The 22,524-nt window shown below is 57.1% G+C and carries 21 protein-coding genes and 2 tRNA genes; 12 read left to right on the forward strand and 11 right to left on the reverse strand.

The genetic code is table 11. From position 1 onward, the window contains the following. The first annotated feature begins 21 nt into the window (after positions 1 to 21). From gloB to JQU52_RS06790, 8 genes are all read left to right on the forward strand, one after another. Positions 22 to 783, forward strand: a complete 762-nt coding sequence (gene gloB, locus JQU52_RS06755; RefSeq protein WP_230340357.1) for a hydroxyacylglutathione hydrolase — start codon at positions 22 to 24, stop codon at positions 781 to 783. A 57-nt stretch (positions 784 to 840) separates the two neighbouring features. Beyond that, a complete protein-coding gene (locus JQU52_RS06760) occupies positions 841 to 2,181 on the forward strand; it encodes a deoxyguanosinetriphosphate triphosphohydrolase (protein ID WP_230340538.1) in 1,341 nt (446 codons plus the stop codon). 231 nt (positions 2,182 to 2,412) lie between these two features. Continuing rightward, a tRNA-Arg gene (locus JQU52_RS06765) sits at positions 2,413 to 2,489 on the forward strand. A gap of 18 nt (positions 2,490 to 2,507) precedes the next feature. Further along, positions 2,508 to 2,582, forward strand: a tRNA-Glu gene (locus JQU52_RS06770). 183 nt (positions 2,583 to 2,765) lie between these two features. Beyond that, on the forward strand, positions 2,766 to 3,800 hold the full coding sequence (gene ruvB / locus JQU52_RS06775) for a Holliday junction branch migration DNA helicase RuvB (protein WP_230340358.1): 1,035 nt from the start codon (positions 2,766 to 2,768) through the stop codon (positions 3,798 to 3,800). An 18-nt stretch (positions 3,801 to 3,818) separates the two neighbouring features. Further along, positions 3,819 to 4,739 (forward strand): alpha/beta hydrolase, encoded by a 921-nt coding sequence (locus JQU52_RS06780; protein WP_230340359.1) that lies wholly within the window; start codon positions 3,819 to 3,821, stop codon positions 4,737 to 4,739. 1 nt (position 4,740) lies between these two features. Further along, positions 4,741 to 5,172 carry a GFA family protein gene (locus JQU52_RS06785; protein WP_230340360.1) on the forward strand — a complete coding sequence of 144 codons (432 nt, stop codon included), beginning with the start codon at positions 4,741 to 4,743 and terminating at the stop codon, positions 5,170 to 5,172. A gap of 139 nt (positions 5,173 to 5,311) precedes the next feature. Next, positions 5,312 to 6,700 (forward strand): phosphomannomutase/phosphoglucomutase, encoded by a 1,389-nt coding sequence (locus tag JQU52_RS06790; RefSeq protein ID WP_230340361.1) that lies wholly within the window; start codon positions 5,312 to 5,314, stop codon positions 6,698 to 6,700. Between the two features lie 126 nt (positions 6,701 to 6,826). Here JQU52_RS06790 and JQU52_RS14700 read toward each other — a convergent pair whose 3' ends face one another. The 4 genes from JQU52_RS14700 to yccS all read right to left on the reverse strand — a co-directional run bounded on the left by JQU52_RS14700 (position 6,827) and on the right by yccS (position 11,553). After that, positions 6,827 to 6,955, reverse strand: a complete 129-nt coding sequence (locus JQU52_RS14700) for a hypothetical protein (RefSeq protein ID WP_268866630.1) — start codon at positions 6,953 to 6,955, stop codon at positions 6,827 to 6,829. Positions 6,956 to 6,992: 37 nt separating this feature from the next. Next, positions 6,993 to 7,724: an SH3 domain-containing protein gene (locus JQU52_RS06795; protein ID WP_230340362.1), complete on the reverse strand. Its 732-nt coding sequence runs from the start codon at positions 7,722 to 7,724 to the stop codon at positions 6,993 to 6,995. Positions 7,725 to 7,833: 109 nt separating this feature from the next. Next, on the reverse strand, positions 7,834 to 9,126 hold the full coding sequence (aroA, locus tag JQU52_RS06800) for a 3-phosphoshikimate 1-carboxyvinyltransferase (RefSeq protein WP_230340363.1): 1,293 nt from the start codon (positions 9,124 to 9,126) through the stop codon (positions 7,834 to 7,836). 219 nt (positions 9,127 to 9,345) lie between these two features. Then, the gene (gene yccS, locus JQU52_RS06805) at positions 9,346 to 11,553 is read right to left on the reverse strand and encodes a YccS family putative transporter (RefSeq protein WP_230340364.1); all 2,208 of its coding nucleotides are present in this window, start codon (positions 11,551 to 11,553) and stop codon (positions 9,346 to 9,348) included. A gap of 109 nt (positions 11,554 to 11,662) precedes the next feature. Between yccS and JQU52_RS06810 the strand changes: the two genes are divergently transcribed. Then, the gene (locus tag JQU52_RS06810; protein WP_230340365.1) at positions 11,663 to 12,613 is read left to right on the forward strand and encodes an alpha/beta hydrolase; all 951 of its coding nucleotides are present in this window, start codon (positions 11,663 to 11,665) and stop codon (positions 12,611 to 12,613) included. Positions 12,614 to 12,667: 54 nt separating this feature from the next. Continuing rightward, on the forward strand, positions 12,668 to 14,155 hold the full coding sequence (locus JQU52_RS06815) for an FAD-linked oxidase C-terminal domain-containing protein (protein ID WP_230340366.1): 1,488 nt from the start codon (positions 12,668 to 12,670) through the stop codon (positions 14,153 to 14,155). 175 nt (positions 14,156 to 14,330) lie between these two features. Here JQU52_RS06815 and JQU52_RS06820 read toward each other — a convergent pair whose 3' ends face one another. The 7 genes from JQU52_RS06820 to yjgA all read right to left on the reverse strand — a co-directional run bounded on the left by JQU52_RS06820 (position 14,331) and on the right by yjgA (position 20,091). Next, positions 14,331 to 14,825 carry a DUF4442 domain-containing protein gene (locus tag JQU52_RS06820; RefSeq protein ID WP_230340367.1) on the reverse strand — a complete coding sequence of 165 codons (495 nt, stop codon included), beginning with the start codon at positions 14,823 to 14,825 and terminating at the stop codon, positions 14,331 to 14,333. Next, positions 14,822 to 15,700 carry a CAF17-like 4Fe-4S cluster assembly/insertion protein YgfZ gene (gene ygfZ, locus JQU52_RS06825; RefSeq protein ID WP_230340368.1) on the reverse strand — a complete coding sequence of 293 codons (879 nt, stop codon included), beginning with the start codon at positions 15,698 to 15,700 and terminating at the stop codon, positions 14,822 to 14,824. The genes JQU52_RS06820 and ygfZ overlap by 4 nt, the downstream gene beginning before the upstream one ends. Positions 15,701 to 15,861: 161 nt before the next feature. Then, positions 15,862 to 16,149: a helix-turn-helix domain-containing protein gene (locus JQU52_RS06830; protein ID WP_230340369.1), complete on the reverse strand. Its 288-nt coding sequence runs from the start codon at positions 16,147 to 16,149 to the stop codon at positions 15,862 to 15,864. 651 nt (positions 16,150 to 16,800) lie between these two features. Continuing rightward, the gene (gene map / locus JQU52_RS06835) at positions 16,801 to 17,577 is read right to left on the reverse strand and encodes a type I methionyl aminopeptidase (RefSeq protein WP_230340370.1); all 777 of its coding nucleotides are present in this window, start codon (positions 17,575 to 17,577) and stop codon (positions 16,801 to 16,803) included. Between the two features lie 102 nt (positions 17,578 to 17,679). Further along, the gene (gene trpC, locus JQU52_RS06840) at positions 17,680 to 18,465 is read right to left on the reverse strand and encodes an indole-3-glycerol phosphate synthase TrpC (RefSeq protein ID WP_230340371.1); all 786 of its coding nucleotides are present in this window, start codon (positions 18,463 to 18,465) and stop codon (positions 17,680 to 17,682) included. 122 nt (positions 18,466 to 18,587) lie between these two features. After that, positions 18,588 to 19,589 carry a YheT family hydrolase gene (locus JQU52_RS06845; RefSeq protein WP_230340372.1) on the reverse strand — a complete coding sequence of 334 codons (1,002 nt, stop codon included), beginning with the start codon at positions 19,587 to 19,589 and terminating at the stop codon, positions 18,588 to 18,590. Next, complete coding sequence (gene yjgA / locus JQU52_RS06850) at positions 19,579 to 20,091, reverse strand: ribosome biogenesis factor YjgA (RefSeq protein ID WP_230340373.1); 513 nt, start codon at positions 20,089 to 20,091, stop codon at positions 19,579 to 19,581. The genes JQU52_RS06845 and yjgA overlap by 11 nt, the downstream gene beginning before the upstream one ends. Before the next feature lie 269 nt (positions 20,092 to 20,360). On the opposite strand from yjgA, the gene pmbA reads away from it, so the two are divergent. Next, positions 20,361 to 21,689: a metalloprotease PmbA gene (gene pmbA, locus JQU52_RS06855; RefSeq protein ID WP_230340374.1), complete on the forward strand. Its 1,329-nt coding sequence runs from the start codon at positions 20,361 to 20,363 to the stop codon at positions 21,687 to 21,689. A gap of 207 nt (positions 21,690 to 21,896) precedes the next feature. Then, positions 21,897 to 22,385: a disulfide bond formation protein B gene (locus tag JQU52_RS06860; protein ID WP_230340375.1), complete on the forward strand. Its 489-nt coding sequence runs from the start codon at positions 21,897 to 21,899 to the stop codon at positions 22,383 to 22,385. Positions 22,386 to 22,524 lie beyond the last annotated feature (139 nt).

Consider the following 22,524-nt stretch of genomic DNA (forward strand, 5'->3'; position numbering starts at 1 on the left):
GGCTGCCTGAAAGGAAGCGCCATGAACATCATCGCCATCCCCGCTTTTCACGACAACTATATCTGGCTGTTGCAGCAAGGCAGCGAAGTGGTGTGCGTGGATCCGGGCGACGCCACGCCGGTGCGCCAATATCTGGAAGCGCAGCGCTTGCAACTGGCAGCCATCTGGCTCACCCATCACCACAACGACCATATCGGCGGCGTGGCCGAGCTCAAACGGCTGTGGCCGCAAGCCACGGTATACGGCCATCAAACCTTGGGGCTGGCCGATGTGGCAGTCGCCGAAGGCAGCCGCGTGCCGGCGTTTAACGCCGAGGCCGACGTGTGGGCCGTGCCCGGCCATACCGATACCCATTTGGCCTATGTGCTGCATGGGCAAGGCGCACAACCAACGCGGGTGTTTTGTGGCGACACCTTATTTAGCGCCGGTTGCGGGCGCGTGTTTACCGGCACCGCCGCGCAATTACACCACAGCCTGCAACGCCTGAATACGCTGCCTGAAAACACCTTGTTTTACCCGGCGCACGAATACACCGCCGCCAATCTTCGCTTTGCCGCCGCGGTGGAGCCGGCCAATGCCGATGTTCAGGCAGCTTTGACCGCGGCGGCGAACACGCCCACCTTGCCGGTAACGCTGGCGCACGAGCGGCGCATCAACCCGTTTTTGCGCACCGATAAAGCCGGCGTACAGGCTGCCGCCGTGGCCGCCGGTTTGCCTGCCGACCAAAGCACCGACAGCGCCGCCGTCTTTGCCGCCTTGCGCGAATGGAAAAACCGTTTTTAAGGCTGCCTGAAACCATCCCAACAAATCACCATTATTTAAAGAGACCACCCGCCCATGATGAATTGGCCGCAGCTGCTCAGCACCCAGCGCTTCAAAAACCAGCAGGGCGACATCGTGCCCACCAGCACACCGTCGTCGCAAGAGGGCGCCGAAGCGCTGCGCACCGATTTTCATATCGACTACGACCGCGTGGTATTTTCCGGTGCCTTCCGTCGTTTGGGGCGCAAAACCCAAGTGCACCCCTTTGCCGAGCACGACCACACCCACAACCGCCTCACCCACAGCGTGGAAGTGGCCAGCGTGGGGCGCAGCTTGGGCAACCGCGTGGGCGTGATGATGGCAGCCGGCGGCTTTTTACCGGCAGGCAACCGCCCGTCCGACATTGGCTCGGTGGTTCAGGTAGCCTGTTTGGCGCACGACTTCGGCAATCCGCCGTTCGGCCACACCGGCGAAGAAGCCCTGCGCGACTGGTTTCGCAATCCGGCACACGCCCATTACCTGCACGGCTTGAGCAGCGCCGAGCGCAATGACATCCAAACCTACGAAGGTAACGCCCACAGCTTGCGCCTGGCCGCCAGCTTGGAAATGTACCGCAATCGCGGCGGGATGCGCCTCACCGCCGCCACCATCGGCACCTTGCTCAAATACCCGTGGACCACCATGGACGAGCGCGGGCGGCACAAATTCAATATTTACCAAACCGAGCTGCCGTTTATCGAGCGCGTGGCGCAAGAGCTGGGGCTGCCTGAAAAAGGGCAACACCATTGGGCGCGCCACCCTTTATCGTATTTAATGGAAGCCGCCGACGACATCTGCTACGCCTTGCTGGATTTGGAAGACGCGGTGGAGATTGGCCTGTTGCAAGACCTAGAAGTGGAAAGCGTGCTGTCGGAGCTCACCTTTATCGAAAGCACTTGGCAGGCGCAATCCAGCCGCCAACGCTGTGCCATGCTGCGCGGCATCGCCATCGGCCGCGCCGTGGATGATGTGGCGCAAACCTTTATGACCCACCATGAAGAGCTGCTGGCCGGTGATTTTCAGGGCAAAGACCTGCTCGCCTTTGCCAGCCCGCAAGTGCAAAACACGCTGGAAAAAGCCAAAGAGTTGGCGCGCACCCGCATCTTCCGCCACCAAAGCAAGCTGATGACCGAAATCGCCGCTTTCCCCTGCTTAGGCTCGATTCTGGGCTTGCTGATACCGGCGGCACACGCTTTTGTGACCACCGGCGAATTGAGCACCCGTCAATCGCTGGCACTGGAGCTATTGCAAGACGAGCCGCTGGAGCAGGGCGACAGCCTATATCTGGCCTATATGAAAATACTGGACTTTGTCGGCGGCATGACCGACAACAGCGCCGCACGGCTGGCGCGCGAAGTGTCTGGCATCGGCATGTTGTAATCCGATTGCGCCGCTACGCTTAGGCAGCACGCCATAAGCGCACGGATGTGCTATCAACCAATCATGCCCATGCGTATGGTTGCGCGGCTGCCTGAAAATATCTCAATTAAAATCAGCCAAATAATGATTTGGAGAAAAAAACGGCAATCAAAGCTAGACAGCGGCAGCGGCTTTCTATATTATTCGCCTCTCTTGATTTTCAGCGCCTTAGGGCGGATTTGAAATCACGACGCACCCGTAGCTCAGTTGGATAGAGTATCTGGCTACGAACCAGAGGGTCGGGCGTTCGAATCGCTCCGGGTGCGCCACCTTAAAATCAAGTATCCGCGCCCATCGTCTAGCGGTTAGGACATCGCCCTTTCACGGCGGTAACCGGGGTTCGATTCCCCGTGGGCGTGCCAATTTAAAAACCTGCTTAACTGTTGTTAAGCAGGTTTTTGCGTTATTGCCGTTGAATGGATGGCTTTTATATTCCTCATCCGAAATGAGGCAAAACACCACCACAAAAACAGATACGCGCAAAACCCGTGCCGATTTGTCGCCAATACAGTATGATTAACGCCGCCTGAATCTGGATTTCCCCCATGCTACACACCGACAATCTTGCCGCCGCCGCGCCGCGCATCATCAGCGCCCAGGCGGTTTCTTCACAGGAAGAGCTGCTGGAGCGCGCTTTGCGCCCCAAGGCCTTGGCCGATTATATCGGCCAGCACAAGGCCAAGGAGCAGTTGGCGATTTTTATTCAGGCAGCCCGCCAGCGCGGCGAGGCGCTGGACCATACCTTGCTGTTTGGGCCGCCCGGCTTAGGCAAAACCACGCTGGCACATATTATTGCCCGCGAGCTGGGGGTGAATCTGCGCCAAACTTCCGGGCCGGTGTTGGAACGGGCGGGGGATTTGGCGGCGCTGCTCACCAATTTGGAGCCGCACGATGTGCTGTTTATTGATGAAATCCACCGTTTAAGCCCGGTGGTGGAAGAAATCCTCTATCCGGCGCTGGAGGATTACCAATTGGATATTATGATTGGCGAAGGGCCGGCGGCGCGTTCGGTGAAGATTGACTTGCCGCCGTTTACCTTGGTGGGCGCCACCACTCGTGCCGGGATGCTCACCAATCCACTGCGCGACCGCTTCGGCATTGTGGCGCGGCTGGAGTTTTACAACCATGCCGACCTCACCACTATCGTAACCCGTTCGGCACAATTACTGCAGCTCAATATGGCCGCCGCCGGTGCGGCCGAAGTGGCCAAACGCAGCCGCGGCACCCCGCGCATTGCTAACCGCCTGCTGCGGCGCGTGCGCGATTATGCCGAGGTGAAACATCAGGGCAGCATTGATGCCGACATTGCCGACGCCGCTTTGCGCATGTTGGATGTCGACCATCAAGGCTTGGACATGATGGACCGCAAATTTCTGGAAGCGCTGCTGCACAAATTCGGCGGCGGCCCGGTGGGGCTAGACAATATTGCCGCCGCCATTGGCGAATCCACCGACACCATTGAAGACGTGATTGAGCCGTATTTAATTCAACAAGGCTTTTTGCAGCGCACCCCGCGCGGGCGCATGGCCGCCGCCCTTTGCTATAGCCATTTCGGCCTGCCGCAACCCACTCAACCCTAAGCACAAAGACCTTTTACCATGCTGCCTGAAATTTGGCGCCAATGGCGCAAATACCATATCGGAATGACTAGCCACATGCTGTTTAACCCGTTTACCCCTTTATTGATGCAGCGTGCTTTAATCAATAGCTTCGGTCATATGCCGTGGCTGGCGGCGGATGTGGCTGAACACAATCTGCAATTGGGCGCTCGCCCGGCACGCCGTTTTGGCAGCCCGGCGGCCGATGGCGCGGCAGTGGTGTTTTTTCATGGCGGCGGCTTTACCACCGGCTCGCTCACCAGCCACCGCCCCTTGTGCAGCCATCTGGCCAAAGTGTGCGGCATTCCCGTGTACAGCATCGACTACCGCCTGGCACCCGAACACCCGTATCCCGCCGCCGCCGACGATTGCGAAGCCGCCACCTTGGCCTTATTGCAGCAGCCCGGCATTGCCGCGGACAAGCTGATTCTGGCGGGCGATTCCGCCGGCGGCAATCTGGCCTTGGTCACCGCCTTGCGCCTGCACCGGCACAACATCCGCCCGGCGGCCTTGGTGCTGATGTCGCCATGGAGCGATCCGGTGGATACCGAGCTGCCGTGGCGTTTCGACCCCATTCTCAACCCTTATTGGGGTATGGCCAGCGCCCGAGCCTACCGTGGCGATAGCAATGGCAACAGCAGCGACTTTGCTCCCATCAACGCCGATTTGGCCGATTTAGCTTGTCTGCCGCCGGTGTTGCTGCAAGCGGACGATGATGAAATCCTGTTGCCGCAACTGGAGCGCTTGGCCGAGCGTTTGCGTGCCGCCGGGGTGAATTTAACTTATCAGGTATACCGCGACTTATGGCATGCCGGCCAAATTGTGGCCGCCATCCACCCGCCCGCTGCGGCGGCATTGGCCGAATGCGGCCGTTATGTGCAAGAGGTGTTGGCGGCCAGCCCGCTGCCGGAGGCTGCCTGAAATGAACGGCGGCTGTTTGTGCGGCTATATCCGCTATCACGTCAGCGCTGCGGTGTTGGATGCAGGCTATTGCCATTGCCGCCTGTGTCAAAAAAGCAGCGGTGCGCCGGTGTTGGCGTGGGCTACGGTGGCGACCAGCGCTTTTGCTTATACTTCAGGTAGCCCCGCCGTGTTTCACAGCAGTGCAACCGCACAGCGTGAATTTTGCCCGCATTGTGGCACGCAATTGGTGTTTCGCCACAGCCGCGAGCCGGATTGGCTCGATTTCACCATGGCCTCGCTGGATGAGCCGGCACAGCTGCCGCCGCAATACCATATCTGGATCCAAAGCCGCCTTGCTTGGCTGCATCTTGATGATACATTGCCGCAATATGCCGATAGCGGCCCCGATGGCATATATAGTGAAATAAATAAAAAAGTGCTACGGCGTTAAGCTCACCTTGCCGTACTAGCTGTACTGTCTGCGGCTCGCTGCCTTGTACCACTTTATTCTTTATTTCACTATAAGGCTGCCTGAAAACAGCCGCCATTATTTATTCTGTAAACAACAAACTACGGAGCACATTGATAATATGACCCCCACCATCCACGCCGATATTTTCAAAGCCTATGATATTCGCGGTATTGTTGGCCGCACGCTCACCGATGAAGCCGCCTACCAAATCGGCCGCGCCATTGCCGCCCAAGCCGCCAGCCAAAATCTAAGCCAAATTGCCGTGGGGCGGGATGGCCGTTTGTCTGGCCCGGCACTGGCCGCGCAGCTGATGGCGGGCATCACCGACAGCGGCTTGGATGTACTCGATGTGGGCATGGTGGCCACGCCGATGCTGTATTTTGCTGCTGTGCAGCACAGCGGCGGCAGCGGCGTGATGATTACCGGTAGCCACAACCCGCCCGATTACAACGGCTTTAAAATGATGCTCGGCGGCACCACGCTGGCGGGCGATGACATCCAACAGCTGCGCCGCCGCATCGAACAGCAGGATTTTGTTGAACAGCCCGCCGCTTCAGGCAGCCTGTTGCAGATGGCTATTGCCGACGAATACATCAGCCACATTGCCAACCATATCCGATTGCAGCGCCCCATGCGCATCGCCATCGATGCGGGCAACGGCGTGGCCGGTGCCTTTGCGGGCAAACTCTATCGCGCGCTGGGCTGTGAAGTGACCGAGCTTTTTTGCGACGTAGACGGCCATTTCCCCAACCACCATCCCGACCCGGCCAAGCCGGAAAATCTGCGCGACCTGATGGCCGAGCTGGCCAGCGGCCAAGCCGAAATCGGCCTTGCCTTTGACGGTGATGGCGACCGCCTCGGCGTGGTTACCCAAGACGGACAAATTATTTTCCCCGACCGCCAATTGATGCTGTTTGCCCAAGACGTGCTCAGCCGCAACTCCGGCGCCAAAGTGATTTTCGATGTTAAATCCACCCGCCTGCTCACCCCGTGGATTGAGCAGCATGGCGGCGAAGCGATTATGGGCAAAACCGGCCACAGCTTTATCAAAGCCGCTATTAAAGAGCACGGCGCCTTATTGGCCGGTGAAATGAGTGGGCATGTGTTTTTTAAAGAGCGCTGGTTTGGCTTTGACGATGGCATGTATGCCGGCGCGCGGCTGTTGGAAATCCTTTCCGGCAGCCTCAATCCTTCTGCCGTGCTCAATGCCTTGCCCAACGGCGTTTCCACGCCCGAGCTGAACATCGACGTGCCGCACGGCCACAGCGGCCACCAAATCATCGACCACTTGGCCGCCCACGCCCGCTTCGACGGCGCCGAACGGCTGATTACGCTCGATGGCCTGCGGGTGGAATTTGCCGATGGCTTCGGCCTGATGCGCGCCTCCAACACCACCCCGGTGCTGGTGCTGCGCTTTGAAGCCGACAACCCCGCCGCTCTGCAACGCATTCAAGATCAGTTTAAAGCCGTCATCGGCCAAAATCCGGATTTGCATTGGCCGCTGTGACGTGGAGGGCTGCTGTGCTTTTTAGCTGTTTTGGGTGACTGTGAGTTGAAACTTTGCTGACGCGGCAGATAAAATCGGCAATCAGCATCAGCCGCCTGCAGACGGCTATACTTGACAACCAGCGTTTCAATCGGCTTGCCATGCCTTAATCAATACCGCCAATTCGTCCAACATTACCCGCAATGTGCGGGTAATGCTTTTTGTGGCGGCCAAACGGTATAAATGATGTATGGCGTGCATGGCTGCGTTTTGCATTTCAGGCAGCCTTTGACTCGCAAGTGCGTAACGTCAACTAGTAAATATGGCCGATAAAGCGCTGTTGCAGGCCGTTTTGATTGAATACCCACACCAGATAGTGGGTGCAGGCGCCGTCGCCGTGTTGTTGGGCGGCGAAGTAATGCTGTTGGTGGCGGCGGTAATCGAAGCGGCTGCCGGCGCCGTGAAGGCTGTCGAGCAAGGCGGTGGGCAGGGGGAAGCGTTGGCCGTTGAGCTGGGCATGGGCGGCGGTGATGTCGGCTGTGGGCATGCCGCAATCGCCGCCGAATACGGGCTGGTGCTGGCGCTGTTGCACATGGCTGCGGTCGCTGCTCCAGGTTAAGCCTGCTTGCTGGCGGTTGAAGGGGCGGGTTTGGTAGTGGATGGCAAAGCTATTCGGTGCGGCGGGCAGCTTGGCCAGCTCGGTCAGTTGCGAGCGGTGTATCCAGCCGCGCCGGGCGTGGCCGGAATCGGTGTTGGTCCAGGTGTCGTCACAGCCGCGGCACCATGCGTCTTGCGCAAACACCACCGGATACCAGGTGTCGTGTGCGGTGGTGTTGAATTCGGCATCGTTGCGAAACAGCACGGTGGCGGTGGGCAGGCGGGCGCTAACGGGTGCGGTGGTGCTGGGGCGGGTGCGCACATTGGCATGGCCGTCGGCACTGGTAACCACCATCAGCGCCGACTCATCCAGACTTTCCGCCGCCAAGCTGGGCAGGGGAAGACAGAGGCAGCAGGCGCTAATGATGCGGTAAAGAAGTCGGGGCATGATGCGCAACCTTGTTGATGGGCTTTCAGGCAGCCTGGGATGGATTGATTTTTTTCAGGCAGCCTTTATGGCACACCCTGCCATAAAGGCTGCCTGAAAGCAGCGGGGTTTATTCTTGCAAACCGGCCAGCACTTCAAAATAGGTGGGAAAGGTTTTGTTCACACATTGGGGATCGTTGATGATGACGGCGGTGTTCAGCAGGCTCACCAGCGAAAAACACATGGCGATGCGGTGGTCGTCGTAGGTGTCGATGCGCACGGATTGGTTGAGCTGGGCGGGTGGCACGATGCGGATGCTGTCGGGCGTTTCCGTGACTTCCGCGCCCAGTTTGCGCAATTCGGTGGCCATGGCGGCGATGCGGTCGGTTTCTTTTACGCGCCAGCTGGCAATATTGCGCAAGCGGCAGGGGCCGCCGCTGGCCAGGGCGACCACGGCCAAGGTCATGGCGGCATCGGGGATGTGGTTGGCATCCAAATCAAACGGCAGCACCGCTTGGCCTTCGGCACGCGACACTTCGATAAAGTCGTCGCCCCACAATACGCTGGCGCCGATTTTTTCCAGCTCGCGCGCAAACGCCACATCGCCCTGAATGCTGTGGCGGCCGATGCCGCTCACCCGCACCGGGCTGCCGCTGAGCAAGCCGGCGGCCAGAAAATAAGACGCGCTGGAGGCATCGCCCTCCACATGCACCACCGCCGGAGCATGGTAAACGCTGTTTTCAGGCAGCCTGAATACGGCGTAATCTTGATTGTCTACCTGCACGCCGAAACGCGCCATTAAATTCAAGGTGATGTCGATATAGGGCTTGGAAATCAATTCGCCCACCACTTCAATGGTGTGGGCTTGGCCGGTGAGCGGCAGCGCCATCAGCAAGGCGGTGAGAAACTGGCTGGACACGTCGCCGCGCACGCGCACGGTGCTTTGGCCGTTGTTGCTGCGCTCGCCGATGTGCAGCGGCGGATAGCCGGGATTGCCGCGGTAATCGATGTGTGCGCCCAATTGGCGCAAGGCATCTACTAAATCGCCAATCGGACGCTCGTGCATGCGCGGTACGCCGTGCAGCTGGTAGTTGCCGCCCAAAACGGCCAAGGTGGCGGTGAGCGGGCGAAAGGCAGTGCCGGCATTGCCCAAAAACAAATCGGCTTCACGCTGGAGAAAGCGCCCGTGGCAGCCCTGAACCGATAGGCTGCCTGAAGCATTTTCGCGGCTGTGCACGCCCAGTTTTTCCAGTGCATTGCGCATATGCAAAATATCGTCGGAATGCAGCAGCGACACAATCTCGCAATCGTTGTCGGCCAGTGCGGCCAGCAGCAAAGTGCGGTTGCTGATGCTTTTGGAGCCGGGCAGGGCAACGGTGCCGGGGCGCAGGCGGGCGGCGGGTAGGTGGATAAAGTCGGTCATGGGTTTGCTCGTGGCGGCAGCCGTTTATTGAAAGCGTCTTATTATGCCTATAATTGCCGTTTTGTAAATGTTTGTGGTTCAGGTGTCAGCGGGCGGGTGTTAGGTGTCAGTAGGTTTTATATTTCAGGCAGCCTTGGCAAGCGGGTGCGTATTTTCAATCAAAAAATCAAAAAACCAAAATCAAAGGCGGGTAATTGCCCCGCCTTTTTTGTGGCGGCTCTAAGCCGCCACGCTGCCGCTGCCATTTGCCGGTGCAATATCCGCTTCATCATATTGATCGAGGCTGTGGCGCAAGGTGTCGAAATAGAGCGGCAGTTTGTCGCTGATGTGTTGCAGCTGCTGCCACAATAAATGCTGGCCGGGCTGCTGGCTGTGCTCGTGGCTTTGCAGGGCGGCTAGAGCAGTGCGGGTTTGTTGCAAGGCTGCCTGAAACGCTTCTGGCTCTCGGGTGTCGGTGTGCTGCATTAAGGCCACCAGCTGCGCACCGGCGGCAAGAAAGAGCGGCCAGAAGTCGCTGTTGGCCAGTTCGCTGCGGTGGGCGGCCATATGGCTGCGCATGGCGCCCAAGGCGGAGATGCTGCTGATGAGGGCGTAGTTCAGTTGCAGTAGGGTAAAGCCGTCTTGCAGTTTGGTGCCGTATTTTTGCGGCTCAATCGACATATCCGATACGGTGTTGCTCAGCGCTGCGGCGCGTTCGTGTGCCAGCCGCCGTGCCACGCGGTAGTTCACATCATCGGTATGGCCTTGTTGCAGCTGCGCCAGAATTTGCTGCAAATAACCGGCATCGCCTTGCAAGGCGCGCACGCCGGTTTTGCCTAGGGTGAGGTAGTGCCAGTCTGGCCACAGGTAAGACACCGCTACCCACGCCAAACCGGCGCCAATCACGGTGTCGAGGATGCGTGAATAAAGGGCAGTATGGGCATCCAGCCCAATCAGGCTAAACCCGGCCAGCGCCTGTACGGTGATAAAAAAGGTGGAAAAGCTGTAGCGGCGGGTGCGGAAGGCGAAAAACAAGGTGCCGCTGATTACCATCACCGCCAATTGGCTGGGCAGCGACAGCGCAAAATACGGCAGCAGTGCGCCCACCAGCACGCCCAATACGGTGCCGAGGATGCGCTGCTTTAAGCGGGTGGTGGTGGCTGAGTAGTTGGGCTGGCACACAATCAAGGCAGTGAGCAAAATCCAGTAGCCGAAATGCAAATCCAGCCCGGCCACCAATAAGCAGCTGGCGGCGCTAATCAGCGCCATGCGCACGGCGTGGCGGAATACCGCCGATTCGAGGGTGCAATGGCTGATGAGGGCGCGCCACATTTCGCCCGGGCGCTCCAAATCCTGCCCGGCAATGCGGGTGGCGTCGCCGTTTTCCATGTCGCTGAGCTTCACGTTTTCCAGCCGCTGTAATTGGCTGCTGATGGCCAAGATATTGTCGACCAGCTGGCTTAAGGCGTGGTGGTTGGGGCTGTGCGGGTGTTGTTGCAGATGCAGCGCCAAGGCGTTGCGCAAACCGGCGCCGGCGCGTTTCAAGGTGTCGTCGCAGGCGAAATCGCGGTTGTTGTGCAAGGATTCGGCCATATTGGCACAGGCTTGCGCTTGCAGCACAATCAGCCGCTGGATGCGGTAAATCAGGTCGCTGTGTTCCAGCCGGTGGGCGAAATCGCGGTATTCCACATGGCGCGAGGTGATGCGCTCGTGCAGGTTTTGTGCGGCCAGATAATATTGCAGCATACGCATGGTGCGCGGATGGCGGTGCTGGCTGCGCAGGCGGTAAAACAAGGCGCTGCGGCATTGGTTAAACGCATTGATGACAGCCGTGTTTTTCATCGCCAGCGTCACTTCTTTGCTGGCCAGATAATCGGCTTCGTCGGGGTCGAAAAACTGTGCTTTCACCATCATCAATTCGCCCAGCTTGCGCCAAGCCTGTGCCATGTTTTCCTGCACCGGCCGATGCGGCAGCAGCAAATGCAGCACCAGCGTGCACAGGCTGTAGAGCATGGTGCCGCACACAATCATCAGCGGATTAATATACCAAGGAATGTGCGGCAGATAGGTGAGCACGGTATACATCATTACCAGCAAGGTGCCAAAGGCAATGGTGCGGTAGCGCACATCCAATGCTCCGGCCATGGTAACGGTGAAGGCAGCGGTGGTCATCAGGGCTGCAAACAGCCACGGCTGCTGCACGGTGAGCTGCACCAGTAAAGAAGCGGCCGAAAAATGCAGCAAGGTAAAAAACACATTGCGCAGGCGGCCGGTGAGGCGGTTGTCCAAATCCACCAGCCCGCCGGCAATAATGCCCAAAAACAGCGCTGGGCTTTCGTCTACGGCATTGAAATACCAGACACCTAGCGCGGCCAAGGTAGCGCTCACCAAAATGGGCGCGTTGGCAATATAAGGGGAATTAACCGGAATGGCTTTCATGGCGGGCATGGGTGGATGGAGAAACAGCGGCCATTTTAACAGAGTGGGGGTGGCTTTTCAGGCTGCCTGAAAGCAGGTAAGATGATTTTCACGCCCGCCAAACAGAAAGCCGTGCCGCATGAACACTGTTTTGCCGCCGATTCAGGCGTTTCTGGATGTACTCAACCAGCAAATCACCCCGGCCTTGCAAGCGCAAGGTTTTAAGCCCAATGCCATCAATGCGCGCGAAGGCTTGGCGCGGCTAACGGAAAAATTCCTTACCCACACAGTGGATATTGCGCGGGTGCAAGACGATGTGATTTACCCCGCCGGCAGCGGCTATGCGGTGCCGGTGCGCATCTATCATCCCAATCCGGAGCAGGATTTGCCGGTGCTGGTGTATTTTCACGGCGGCGGCGGCATGTGCGGCAGCGTTACCGTGTACGACGGCATCAACCGCCGTTTGGCCGCACACACCGGCCATATTGTGGTGGCACCGGAATACCGGCTGGCACCGGAAAACCCTTATCCGGCCGGGCAGCAAGACGCACTCACTTGTGTGCGCGGCGTGCTGGCGGTATTGCGCCAAAACCAATTGCGTTTTCGCGAGCGCATTGTGATTGGCGGCGATTCTGCCGGCGGTGCCTTGGCCTCAGCGGTGTCGCAGCAGGCACAAAGCGATGCCGGTTTGGCGGTGGCGGCGCAAATTCTGATTTACCCCAGTGTCGACTTCTGTATGCGCCAGCCATCGATACAGGACTTTGGCGAAGATTATTTGCTCACCGCCGAGCGCATGCGTTGGTATTTCGCCCATTATTTCCAGCATGGCGAAGACTATTGCGCGGTATCCAGCCTCTATGGCGACACCGGCGCACAACACCCGCCCACGCTGATTATCACCGCCGGTTTCGATCCCTTGCGTGACGAAGGCGCTGCCTATGCCGAAAAATTGCAGGCGGGCGGCGCACCAGTGCAATACCATTGCTTTGAGCGCCTGATTCATGCGTTTTTGAATCTGGAAGACCTGTGTCCGGCCGAATGCGAACAAGCCTATGCCTTAATGGCGCGGTTTTTGGCCGCATCAGATTAAGGCTGCCTGAAACCCCATTTTACGCCGCCAATCCCTTTGCTAATTAGGAAGTTTATGAACCCAGCCGCGGATTTCAGCCCCGACGCCGGCCAGCGCGCCCATTTGCAGCAGCAATTGCAACAAGAATGGGCAGGCATGGAAGTGTTAATCAGCCCGGCCGAGATGACGCCGTTTGAGTGCGATGCCTTGGCTGCTTTCCGGCAAATGCCGCTGGTGGTGGTGTTGCCGGAAACCGAATTGCAGGTGCAGCAAGTGTTGCGCACCTGCTTGCGTTTGGGCGTGCCGGTGGTGCCGCGCGGTGCCGGCACCGGCTTGGCGGGTAGCGCTTTGCCGATGGCCGGCGGCGTATTGTTGGTGATGAGTAAATTCAAACGCATTTTGGCGGTGGATGCCGTCGCCCGCACCGCCGTGGTGCAGCCCGGGGTGCGCAATCTGGCCATTTCCGAAGCCGCGGCGCCGTTTGGCCTGTATTACGCGCCGGACCCTTCCAGCCAAATTGCTTGCAGCATCGGCGGCAATGTCAACGAAAACGCCGGTGGCGTGCATTGCCTGAAATACGGGCTCACGGTGAATAATGTGCTGCAAGTGCGCGCCGTTACCATTGATGGCGAAGTGATTGAGCTGGGTTCGCACGCACCGGATGCGCCGGGGCTGGACTTACTCACCGTGTTTATCGGCAGCGAAGGCATGTTTGCGGTGGTTACCGAAGTGGTGGTGAAGCTTGTGCCCAAGCCGCAATTGGCGCAGGTGATTATGGCCAGCTTCGACGACATGGGCAAAGCGGGCGATGCCGTGGCGGCGGTGGTGGCGGCGGGGATTATTCCGGCTGGGCTGGAAATGATGGACGGCCCCTGCACCCGTGCGGTCGACAGCTATTTGAAAGTGGGCTACGACCTGCGCGCCGAAGCCATTTTGCTGTGCGAATCGGACGGCACGCCCGAAGAAGTGGCCGAAGAAATCGGCCGCATGAGCGCGGTGTTGAATGAGTGCGGCGCCATCCGCATTCAGGTGTCGCGCAACGAAATCGAGCGGCTGGCGATGTGGGCCGGACGCAAAAACGCTTTTCCCGCCGCTGCACAATTGGCACCGGATTATTACTGCATGGACGGCACCATTCCGCGCCGCCACATCAGCAGCATGTTGGCGTTTATCGCCGCCAAAGAGCAACACTACGGCTTGCAGTGCATCAATGTGTTCCATGCGGGCGACGGCAATATGCATCCACTGATTTTGTTCGACAGCAGTATCGACGGGCAATGGCCGCAGGCCGAAGCCTTTGGCACCGATATTCTGGAAGAATGCGTGCGCCTGGGCGGCACCATCACTGGCGAACACGGCGTGGGCATGGAAAAAATCAACGCCATGTGCGTGCAGTTTTCCGAGGCCGAGCGCGACGCCTTCTGGGGCGTGAAACATGCTTTCGATCCCAGCAATTTGTTAAACGCCGATAAAAACATCCCCACCCGCAACCGTTGTGCCGAATACGGGCGTATGCACATTAAAGGCGGGCAAATGCCGTTTCCTGAATTGGAGCGGTTTTAGACAAGCTGGCTTGAGTCGTATTTTCAGGCAGCCTGGGATTAATTGATTTTCTTCACGCCGCCTTTCAGGCAGCCTGAAATGGATTGATTTTTCTTCACGCCGCCTTTCAGGCAGCCTGAAATGAACAAAGCCGTTTGCATTGTGCAAACGGCTTTATCATCAACACATCATCGGCTTAACTATCGGTAGCGGCAACATCTGGGCGAAAGGCCGGTTTCAAGCGCACATACAGGGTGCGGCTCACGGTAGCCACCACATTGCCTTTGGCGTCTTTGATTTCATCCACCACTTGCGGCAGGTATTTTTCACCGCCGGCGGTGTGTTCGCGGATAGCGGCCAAAAAAGCATCGTCGATGCGGCATTCTACCTCTACTTGGCCGGTGCCCGGTTTTTGAAAATCGATGTGGGCGGATTTATCCCACACAAAATAGCGCTTGCCCAGCAGCCCCATCAGCATTAAGGAGTAAATCGGATCGGTCATGGCAAACAGGCTGCCGCCAAACTGGGTGCCGTTGGCATTTTTGGTGCCGGGCCAGTCTTTCAAAATCACTTTGCAATAACGGTAATCGGCTGAAATTTCGGTAATTTTGATGCCGCTAAACAAAAACGGCGGCCACCAGTTCAGCGCATGGCGCAAACGGCCGGGTTTGGCAAAAAACCATTTTTTCATGCGGCATTTCCTGCGTTAAAAAAGGCGTATTTTAACACCAATGCCTGATTTTGTTCGGTATGCAGCGGGGTGTCGGCGGCGCTGAATTTAATTACCGCCAAAGCCAGGCAGCCATTGGTTTGCGGTGCTTGGTTGATCACAATGCCCACTTCTTCATCGTTGTCGTTAAACAGTTTGTCGCCGTTGTTAAGGCAGGCAGAAGAGCCCAACAGCACCAAGCCGCGCTTTACTTGGCCGCGGTATTGGGCGCGGGCGATGATTTCTTGCCCGGGATAGCAGCCTTTTTTAAAGTGCACGCCGCCAATCAGGTGTTGGTTGAGCATTTGCGCCACGCAGCTTTCGCTGCTGGCCGCCGCAATCCACGGGTAGCCGCTTTGCAGCTCATGGCTTTGCCACAGCAAGGCGGTTTTTTCATGATAAGGCGGTAAATCGGCACGCAAACCTACCCACAGCTTGCCGCCGTGTGGTAGGGGGATTTGCCATGCTTGCAGTTGTTCGCTGGCGGGCAGCAGCAAAGCGGGCTGTTCGGGTAGTGCCGGATCGCGTTCCTGCATTGGCGGCTCGCCTGCCACCGCCATATCGGCCATTATCTCGAAATTTACTTTGCTGCGCAGTACATACATACGCAAACGTTTGACCACTGCTTCGGCCAAATCGTGTGCCAATAGCAGCAGTAAATCTTCACCACGGTTGAGCACCAGCATATTGGCGATAACGCGCCCTTTTGGGGTGTTGTAGGTGGCGTAGCAGGCATGGCCGGCGGGCAGATTAGCGATGTCGTTGGAGAACTGGTTGTGCAGAAAAGCGGCGCGATCTTCGCCATACACACGCACCACAGCAAAAAACGGCAACAAGCTGCCGGAAAGAGCAGACATAACAAAACTCCTGTGCAAGACAAACGCGGCCATTGTAACAGCACCGTGGGCATAACCGAGTTTGTTTTGGACTTTTACGCGTGTCAACGCAATATGACAATACTGCTTACGGATGAAGTAGTTTCAAACGTAAGCAGTATCGGAGAAGAGGCAATAGGATGTTAAACTTCTTGAACAATCAAAGTTTTGAGTTCGTTGTAAATATCAGGGTATTGGGCTTTGAGCCGTTCCGAAATCAGCAAGTCGGTTTTGGATAACTTGCTTAAATCCACTTGTTCTACATGCACCAAGCGCACCAGTTCACGTACGGGTTTGGGCATGTTGCGGCCAGCTTCATAACGGGAGCCGCCCGATTGGGTTACACCAACTTGGCTCCAGAATTCAATCTGGTTCAGCCCGAGCTTTTTGCGGATATCGCGGACATTGTTAATCGGTTTAAATGCATTCATGGGTTTATTCCACCTAGAGTGAGATTGATTTGTATTTTCTGTATTAAACAATCAAGAAAAAGCTGCCGGCAAAGCGGGTAGTGTTTTCAAGTGTTTAAGTTTGTTATGATATTTTAATGGTTAACCATTGGTATTTTGTTACATGCTGTTTGGGTGGCTTATGACGTCAGCCGTTTGCCAGTAAACAATTCTTTAGGATAAGATTATTACGTTGAATAATCTTATACCTACAAAGTGATAATTGTCTAATGAAGTGTACTTTTAAAACAAGCCCTTTTACATTCAGTTTTGACTAAACACAAGAATTTAAATGATTTAAATAAAATAAATTTATGGCAGTTAATGTTGGATATAAGCCAATGCGGACAATTTGTCTATTTTTGCTTGTGTAGCATTCTTTCTGAGCTAAGCATAGTGGTGCTATTTCTTTGTCATAATTCATAATATGGTGAAATGCATAACAAAGTGCTATCGCATTGCTGTGCCTTGCCGCACTGGCGGTATTGTTTGCGGCTCCGTACCTTGTATCAGTTTATTCTTCATTCCCAATTCATGGTATTTGATTATATGTGAATATAATTCTGCATACTTTTAATGCTATGGAAAATATTTATTGGGCTTGGGTTAAAGCAGATGCATTACTGTTTCTGTTTAAGGTTGTTGCGTGGCCGGGCTGACGGTGAGGATTTCGTGGCCGCTATCGGTTACCAGTACCTCATGCTCCCATTGTGCTGACAATGAGCGGTCTTTGGTGACCACCGTCCAGCCGTCGGCCAGAACGCGCAAATGGCGTTTGCCTTGGTTAATCATCGGTTCGATTGTAAAAATCATGCCGGGTTCCAGCTTGAGGCCGCTGTTTTTGCGTCCGTAGTGAAGAACTTGCGGCTCTTCGTGAAAGCGGCGGCCAATGCCGTGGCCACAAAATTCCTGTACCACCGAATAACCGGCGCTTTCGGCCACTTGCTGGCAGGCATGGCCGACATCGCCAAGGGTGGCGCCGGGTTTTACCGCGGCAATGCCGGCCATCATCGCTTGGTGGGTTACATCAATCAGGCGCTGTGCTTGCGGGCTGACCTCGCCCACGGTGAACATGCGGCTGGAATCACCATGAAAGCCGTCTTTAATCACGGTAACATCGATATTGAGGATGTCGCCGTTTTTTAAGGGTTTGTCGTCGGGAATGCCGTGGCAAATCACGTGGTTAATCGAGGTGCAGCAGGATTTGGGGTAGGGCGGATTGCCATAGCCCAGTGTGGCCGGAATGCCGCCTTGCACGTTGATGTGGTAGTCGTGTATGCGCTGATCCAGCTCGTTGGTGGTTACGCCGGGGCGCACGAATTGGCCGATGTAGTCGAGGGTTTCGGCAGCCAGGCGTCCGGCAATGCGCATTTTTTCAATTTCTTCGGCGGTTTTGATGACCACAGCCATGGTGTTTCCTTCATTATCTGGGTAATGGTTCAGGCAGCCTTAAATTAAATAAAGGCTGCCTGAAAACATTTTTTGCATTGTGTATGGCGCCAATGGCGCGGTTTAGCCCATCAATTGCTGCAAGGCAGCGGCGATATCATCGGCACGCATCAGGCTCTCGCCAATCAAAAAGGTGTTCACTTGATGCGCTTGCATGAAGGCGATGTCTTCGCGCTGGGCAATGCCGCTTTCGGTGACCACGGTTTTGCCACTCAGGTGGGGCAATAAATCGAGGGTTTGCTGCAAGCTCACAGCAAAGGTGCGCAGATTGCGGTTGTTTACGCCCCACAGCGGGGTTTGCATGCCTTGGCATTGCGCTAATTCGTCGGGGTGATGCAACTCCAGCAACACCGACATGCCCAAGGTGTGGGCAATGCTTTCCATTTCAAGCATTTGCTGATTATTGAGCGCAGCGGCAATCAGCAAAATGGCATCGGCGCCCCAAGCGCGGGCTTGATAGACCTGATACGGGTCGATCATAAAATCTTTGCGCAACACCGGCAAAGACACAGCGGCGCGCGCTTGTTGCAGATAGGCGGCGCTGCCTTGGAAATACACTTCATCGGTGAGCACTGATAAACAGGCGGCACCGCCTTGTTCGTAGGCGCGGGCAATGGCAGCAGGGTGGAAATCGGCGCGAATCAGCCCTTTGGACGGGCTGGCTTTTTTGACTTCGGCAATCACCGCAGGCTGTCCAGCGGCATGTTTGGCGTGAATGGCGCCGATAAAGTTGCGCGGCGGCGGCTGGTCTTGCGCTTGTGCGCGCAATTCGGCCAGCGGCAGGGCGGCTTTGGCGGCGGCCACTTCGTCGGCTTTGGTGGCCAGAATGCGCTTCAAGATATCGCTCATAATCAGGATAGACTCGTTTTATAGTGAATTAAATTTGAACCAAGACTGCGTTGGCTCGCCTTGCCGTACGTGTGTACTGCCTACGGCTCGCCGCCTTGTCTTGATTCAAATTTAATCCATTATTAGGATGGATCGGTTTCAAATTCAAAAAACGCCAACAGGGTTTCAGGCAGCCAGCGTAAATGGCCGCGCCCGCTGCCGCTTACAAAGCCGACATGGCCGCCTTGTGGCGGCTGGTGCAAATAAACCTGCTCAGAAACATCGCTAATGCGTGGCAAGGCGGCGGCGGGCATAAAGGGGTCGTTTTGGGCGTTGAGCAGCAAGGTGGGTTTGCGGATGTGGCGCAGCAAGGGTTTGGCGGCGGCGCGGCGGTAGTAGTCGTTTTTATCGGCAAAGCCGTGTACGGGTGCGGTAAAGGCGTTGTCAAAGTCGCCCAAGCTGCGGCTTTTTAACACCGCATTTAAATCAAACGGCGGATATTGCGCCGCTTCGGCACGCACTTTGGGCAGCAGGGTGTGCAAAAAATAAGGTGCATACAGGCGGCGCGACAAGCCGCGCTCTAAAGCCACGCTGGCGGCGGGTAAGTCTACCGGTGCGCTAATCACGGCAGCGGCATCACACAGGGCGGCATCGCCGGTTTCGCCTAGGTATTTGGCCAGTGCATTGCCGCCCAAGGAAACCCCGGCGGCGTAGAGCGGGCGCTGTGGATGCAGGCGGCGCAAGGTGGCCAGATAATGGCCGATTTCGGCGCTGTCGCCGGAGTGATAGGCAATCGGCGCGGTGTTGGCAATGCCGCCGCAGCCGCGAAAATGCGCCACGCAGCCTTGCCAGCCGCGCTCGGCCACGGCCTGCATCAGGGCGCGGGCGTAGTGGCTGTGGCTGCTGCCTTCAAGGCCGTGAAACAGCACCAGCAGCGGGGCATCGGCGCAATCGGTGTCGATCCAGTCGTACGGAATGGCCGTTTGGCCGGTGCTGTCGGTGAGCACTTGGCGGCGGTAGGGCGGCGCAGGCGGCAGGCGGGTTTTGGCCCAGATGGTTTGCGCGTGGCCGCCTTTGAGCCAAACCGGGCTGCGATAAGTGGGCAGGGCCGCTAGGCGCTGTTGGCGTTGTTGCTCAGATGGCATCGTTTTCGCCGATTTCGGCACGCAATTGTTGGAACAGGGCGCGGTAGGCTTTGGGCGGCTTGGCCTGCTCTTTTTCCTTGCGTGCGTTGCGGATAAGGGTGCGCAGACTGCCCACATTGATAGCGGGGTATTTGGCCACCAATTCGGTGAGCACGTCGTCGTGTTCAATCAAACGCTCACGCAGCATTTCCAGCCGTTGCATATAGGCATTGTGGGCGGTGTTGTCGCCCTTGATTTTGGCCAGATAGGCTTCGATGGGTGCGGGGTCGGTTTCGCGCATCAGGCGGCCGATGTATTGCACTTGCCGCTTCAGGGCGCTGTTGGAGGTGATTTTTTTGTGCGCCAGCACGGCTTGCAGCAAATCTTCGGGCAGGCCGATTTTTTTCAGTGTGTCGGCAGACAGGCGGGTGAGTTCGGCACCCAAATCTTGCAGGGCGTCCATTTGTTTTTTCTTTTGGGTTTTGCTAACCCAAGCGTCGTCGTTTTCGGGGGTGGTATTCATGCGTGTGCAGGTTTGGTAATCGATAAGTGGGTATTTTAGCAAAATTCGGCTTTTATTTCAGCGGGGCATTTCAGGCAGCCTTTCGGGCTGCGTGAAAAAATCAATCCATCTCAGGCAGCGTGAAAGGTGGCCTGAAGAAAATCAATCCATCCTAGGCTGCCTGAAAGGCTGCCTGAAGCAAACCAAACTATCTCACGCTGCCTGAAAGCACTGCGCAGGCGTGCTAAAATAGCGCGTTTAAACCGCATCACGCCACAGGACAACCGCCCATGTTTCACCATCGTGCCGAAGAATTGCAAAATTTGTGCGCCCAAGTGTTGGATTTGGCCAAGCAGCAAGGTGCCACTGCGGCGGAGGCCGATGTGAGCGAATCCAACGGCCAGTCGGTGCAGGTGCGGCTGCAAGAAATCGAGCAAATCGAATACCAGCAAGACAAATCGCTGGACATCACTGTGTATGTGGGCCAAGCCAAAGGACGGGCCAGCACCGCCGACTTTTCGCCGCAGGCCTTGCAAGACACGGTAACCGCAGCGGCCAATATCGCCCGCTACACCGCGCAAGACGCGTATGCCGGGCTGGCCGATGCGGCGCTGATGGCCACCGATTTGGGTGATGCCGATGCGTATCATCCGTGGGCGCTGCCGGTGGCCGAAGCGGTGGATTTGGCGCGCCAATGTGAAGCCGCGGCTCAGGCTGCCGACACACGTATTCAAAATTCCGAAGGCGCCAGCGTACAAACCGGCCATTACCAATATGTGTATGGCAACAGCCACGGCTTTTTGGCGCACCAGCAAGGCAGCCGCCACAGCATTTCGTGCAGCGTGGTGGCCGCCGATAAGAATGGCATGCAGCGCGATTATTGGTATGACTTGGCTCGCAGCGCCGCCGATTTGGACAGCGCCGAAGCCATCGGCCAAACCGCCGCCAAGCGCACTGTACGCCGCCTGAATGCGCAAAGCGTGCCCACCGGCGTGTATCCGGTGCTGTTTGATGCCACCGTTTCAGGCAGCCTGATTGGCCATTTGGTGGGGGCACTCAGCGGCGGCGCGCTGTATCGGCAAACCAGTTTTTTGGTTGATAGCTTAGGCACCCAGGTATTGGCATCGTGGGTAAACCTGCACGAGCGCCCGCATATTCCCAAAGCGCTGGGCAGTGCGTGGTTTGACGCCGAAGGCGTGGCCACGGCGGCGCGCACGGTGGTGGGCGCGGGCGTGGTGGAGGGCTATTTTTTAAGCAGCTACAGCGCCCGCAAGCTGGGCATGCACACCACCGCCAATGCCGGCGGCGCACACAATCTGCACTTGGATGCCACCTGCGCCACCCAAGCGGATTTGCTGCGGCAAATGGGCAGCGGGCTATTGGTGACCGAGCTGATGGGGCAGGGCGTGAACACCATCACCGGCGACTATTCGCGCGGCGCGGCCGGTTTTTGGGTGGAAAACGGCGTGATTGCCTATCCGGTGGAAGAAATCACCATCGCATCGCGCCTGCAAGATATGTTTATGGGCATGGTGGGTGCCGCCGACGATGCCTTGAAACGCAGCGCGCATAAAGTGGGCTCGGTGTTGATTGAGCGGATGACGGTGGCCGGGCAGTAAAGCCGGCTTTGCCTGATGGGAAACACAGCGTTTCTTATCCGCTGCTGTGGCGGCGATGTGGCCGGGTTTATACTGTATGGTGGTTACAGATGTTGCACCTTGGCACATCAATTTTAAGGGCTGATTCAGGCTTGATGCGCCAAGGCGCATTCTATCGCAGCAATATTTCTCTGTTTTAGGGTTGGGTTTTCGATAAAGGATGCAAACGTGAATTATCGCAAAGCATTAGGGCTGGTGGTGCTGTTGGCGGCGGCCACCAGCGTGGGCTCATTTTATGCACAATATGTGCAGGGTTTAAACCCGTGCCCCTTGTGCATTATCCAGCGTGTGGCGGTGATGGCCACCGGCTTGGTGGCTTTATTGTGCCTGCTGTGGCCGCTGGCCAAGCAATGGGGACGCACCGCTGCTGCGTTGCTGGCCAGCGTGGCACCATTGGGCGGTTTGGGCGTGGCACTCTACCAAATCTGGCTGCAAAGCTTGCCAGAAATGGAGCAGCCCTCGTGCGGCGCACCATGGACCTTCCGCCTGCGGGAAGCGCCGCTGTTCGACTGGTATGAGCCGGTGATTCGCGGCACCGGCAATTGCGGCGTGGTGGAGCGGGTTTTCGGCGTGCCCCTGCCCATTTGGAGCGCCCTGTTTTTCAGCGCCGTGCTGCTGTGGCTGTGGCTGATGTGGTGGCGCAACCGTAGGGCTTGATGGTGTGTGTGGTGGGTGATGGCAAAGGCTGCTTCAAGCTGCAAATCACAGCGATGTTAGGGTGTACTATGCGCACCGGTTGAAAGCAAACAACAGTTAATTAACTTGGAAAAACACATTAAAATCAACGCTAAATACA

Origin of the sequence: Paralysiella testudinis (assembly GCF_016894345.1) — a bacterium.
Lineage (GTDB): Bacteria > Pseudomonadota > Gammaproteobacteria > Burkholderiales > Neisseriaceae > Paralysiella > Paralysiella testudinis.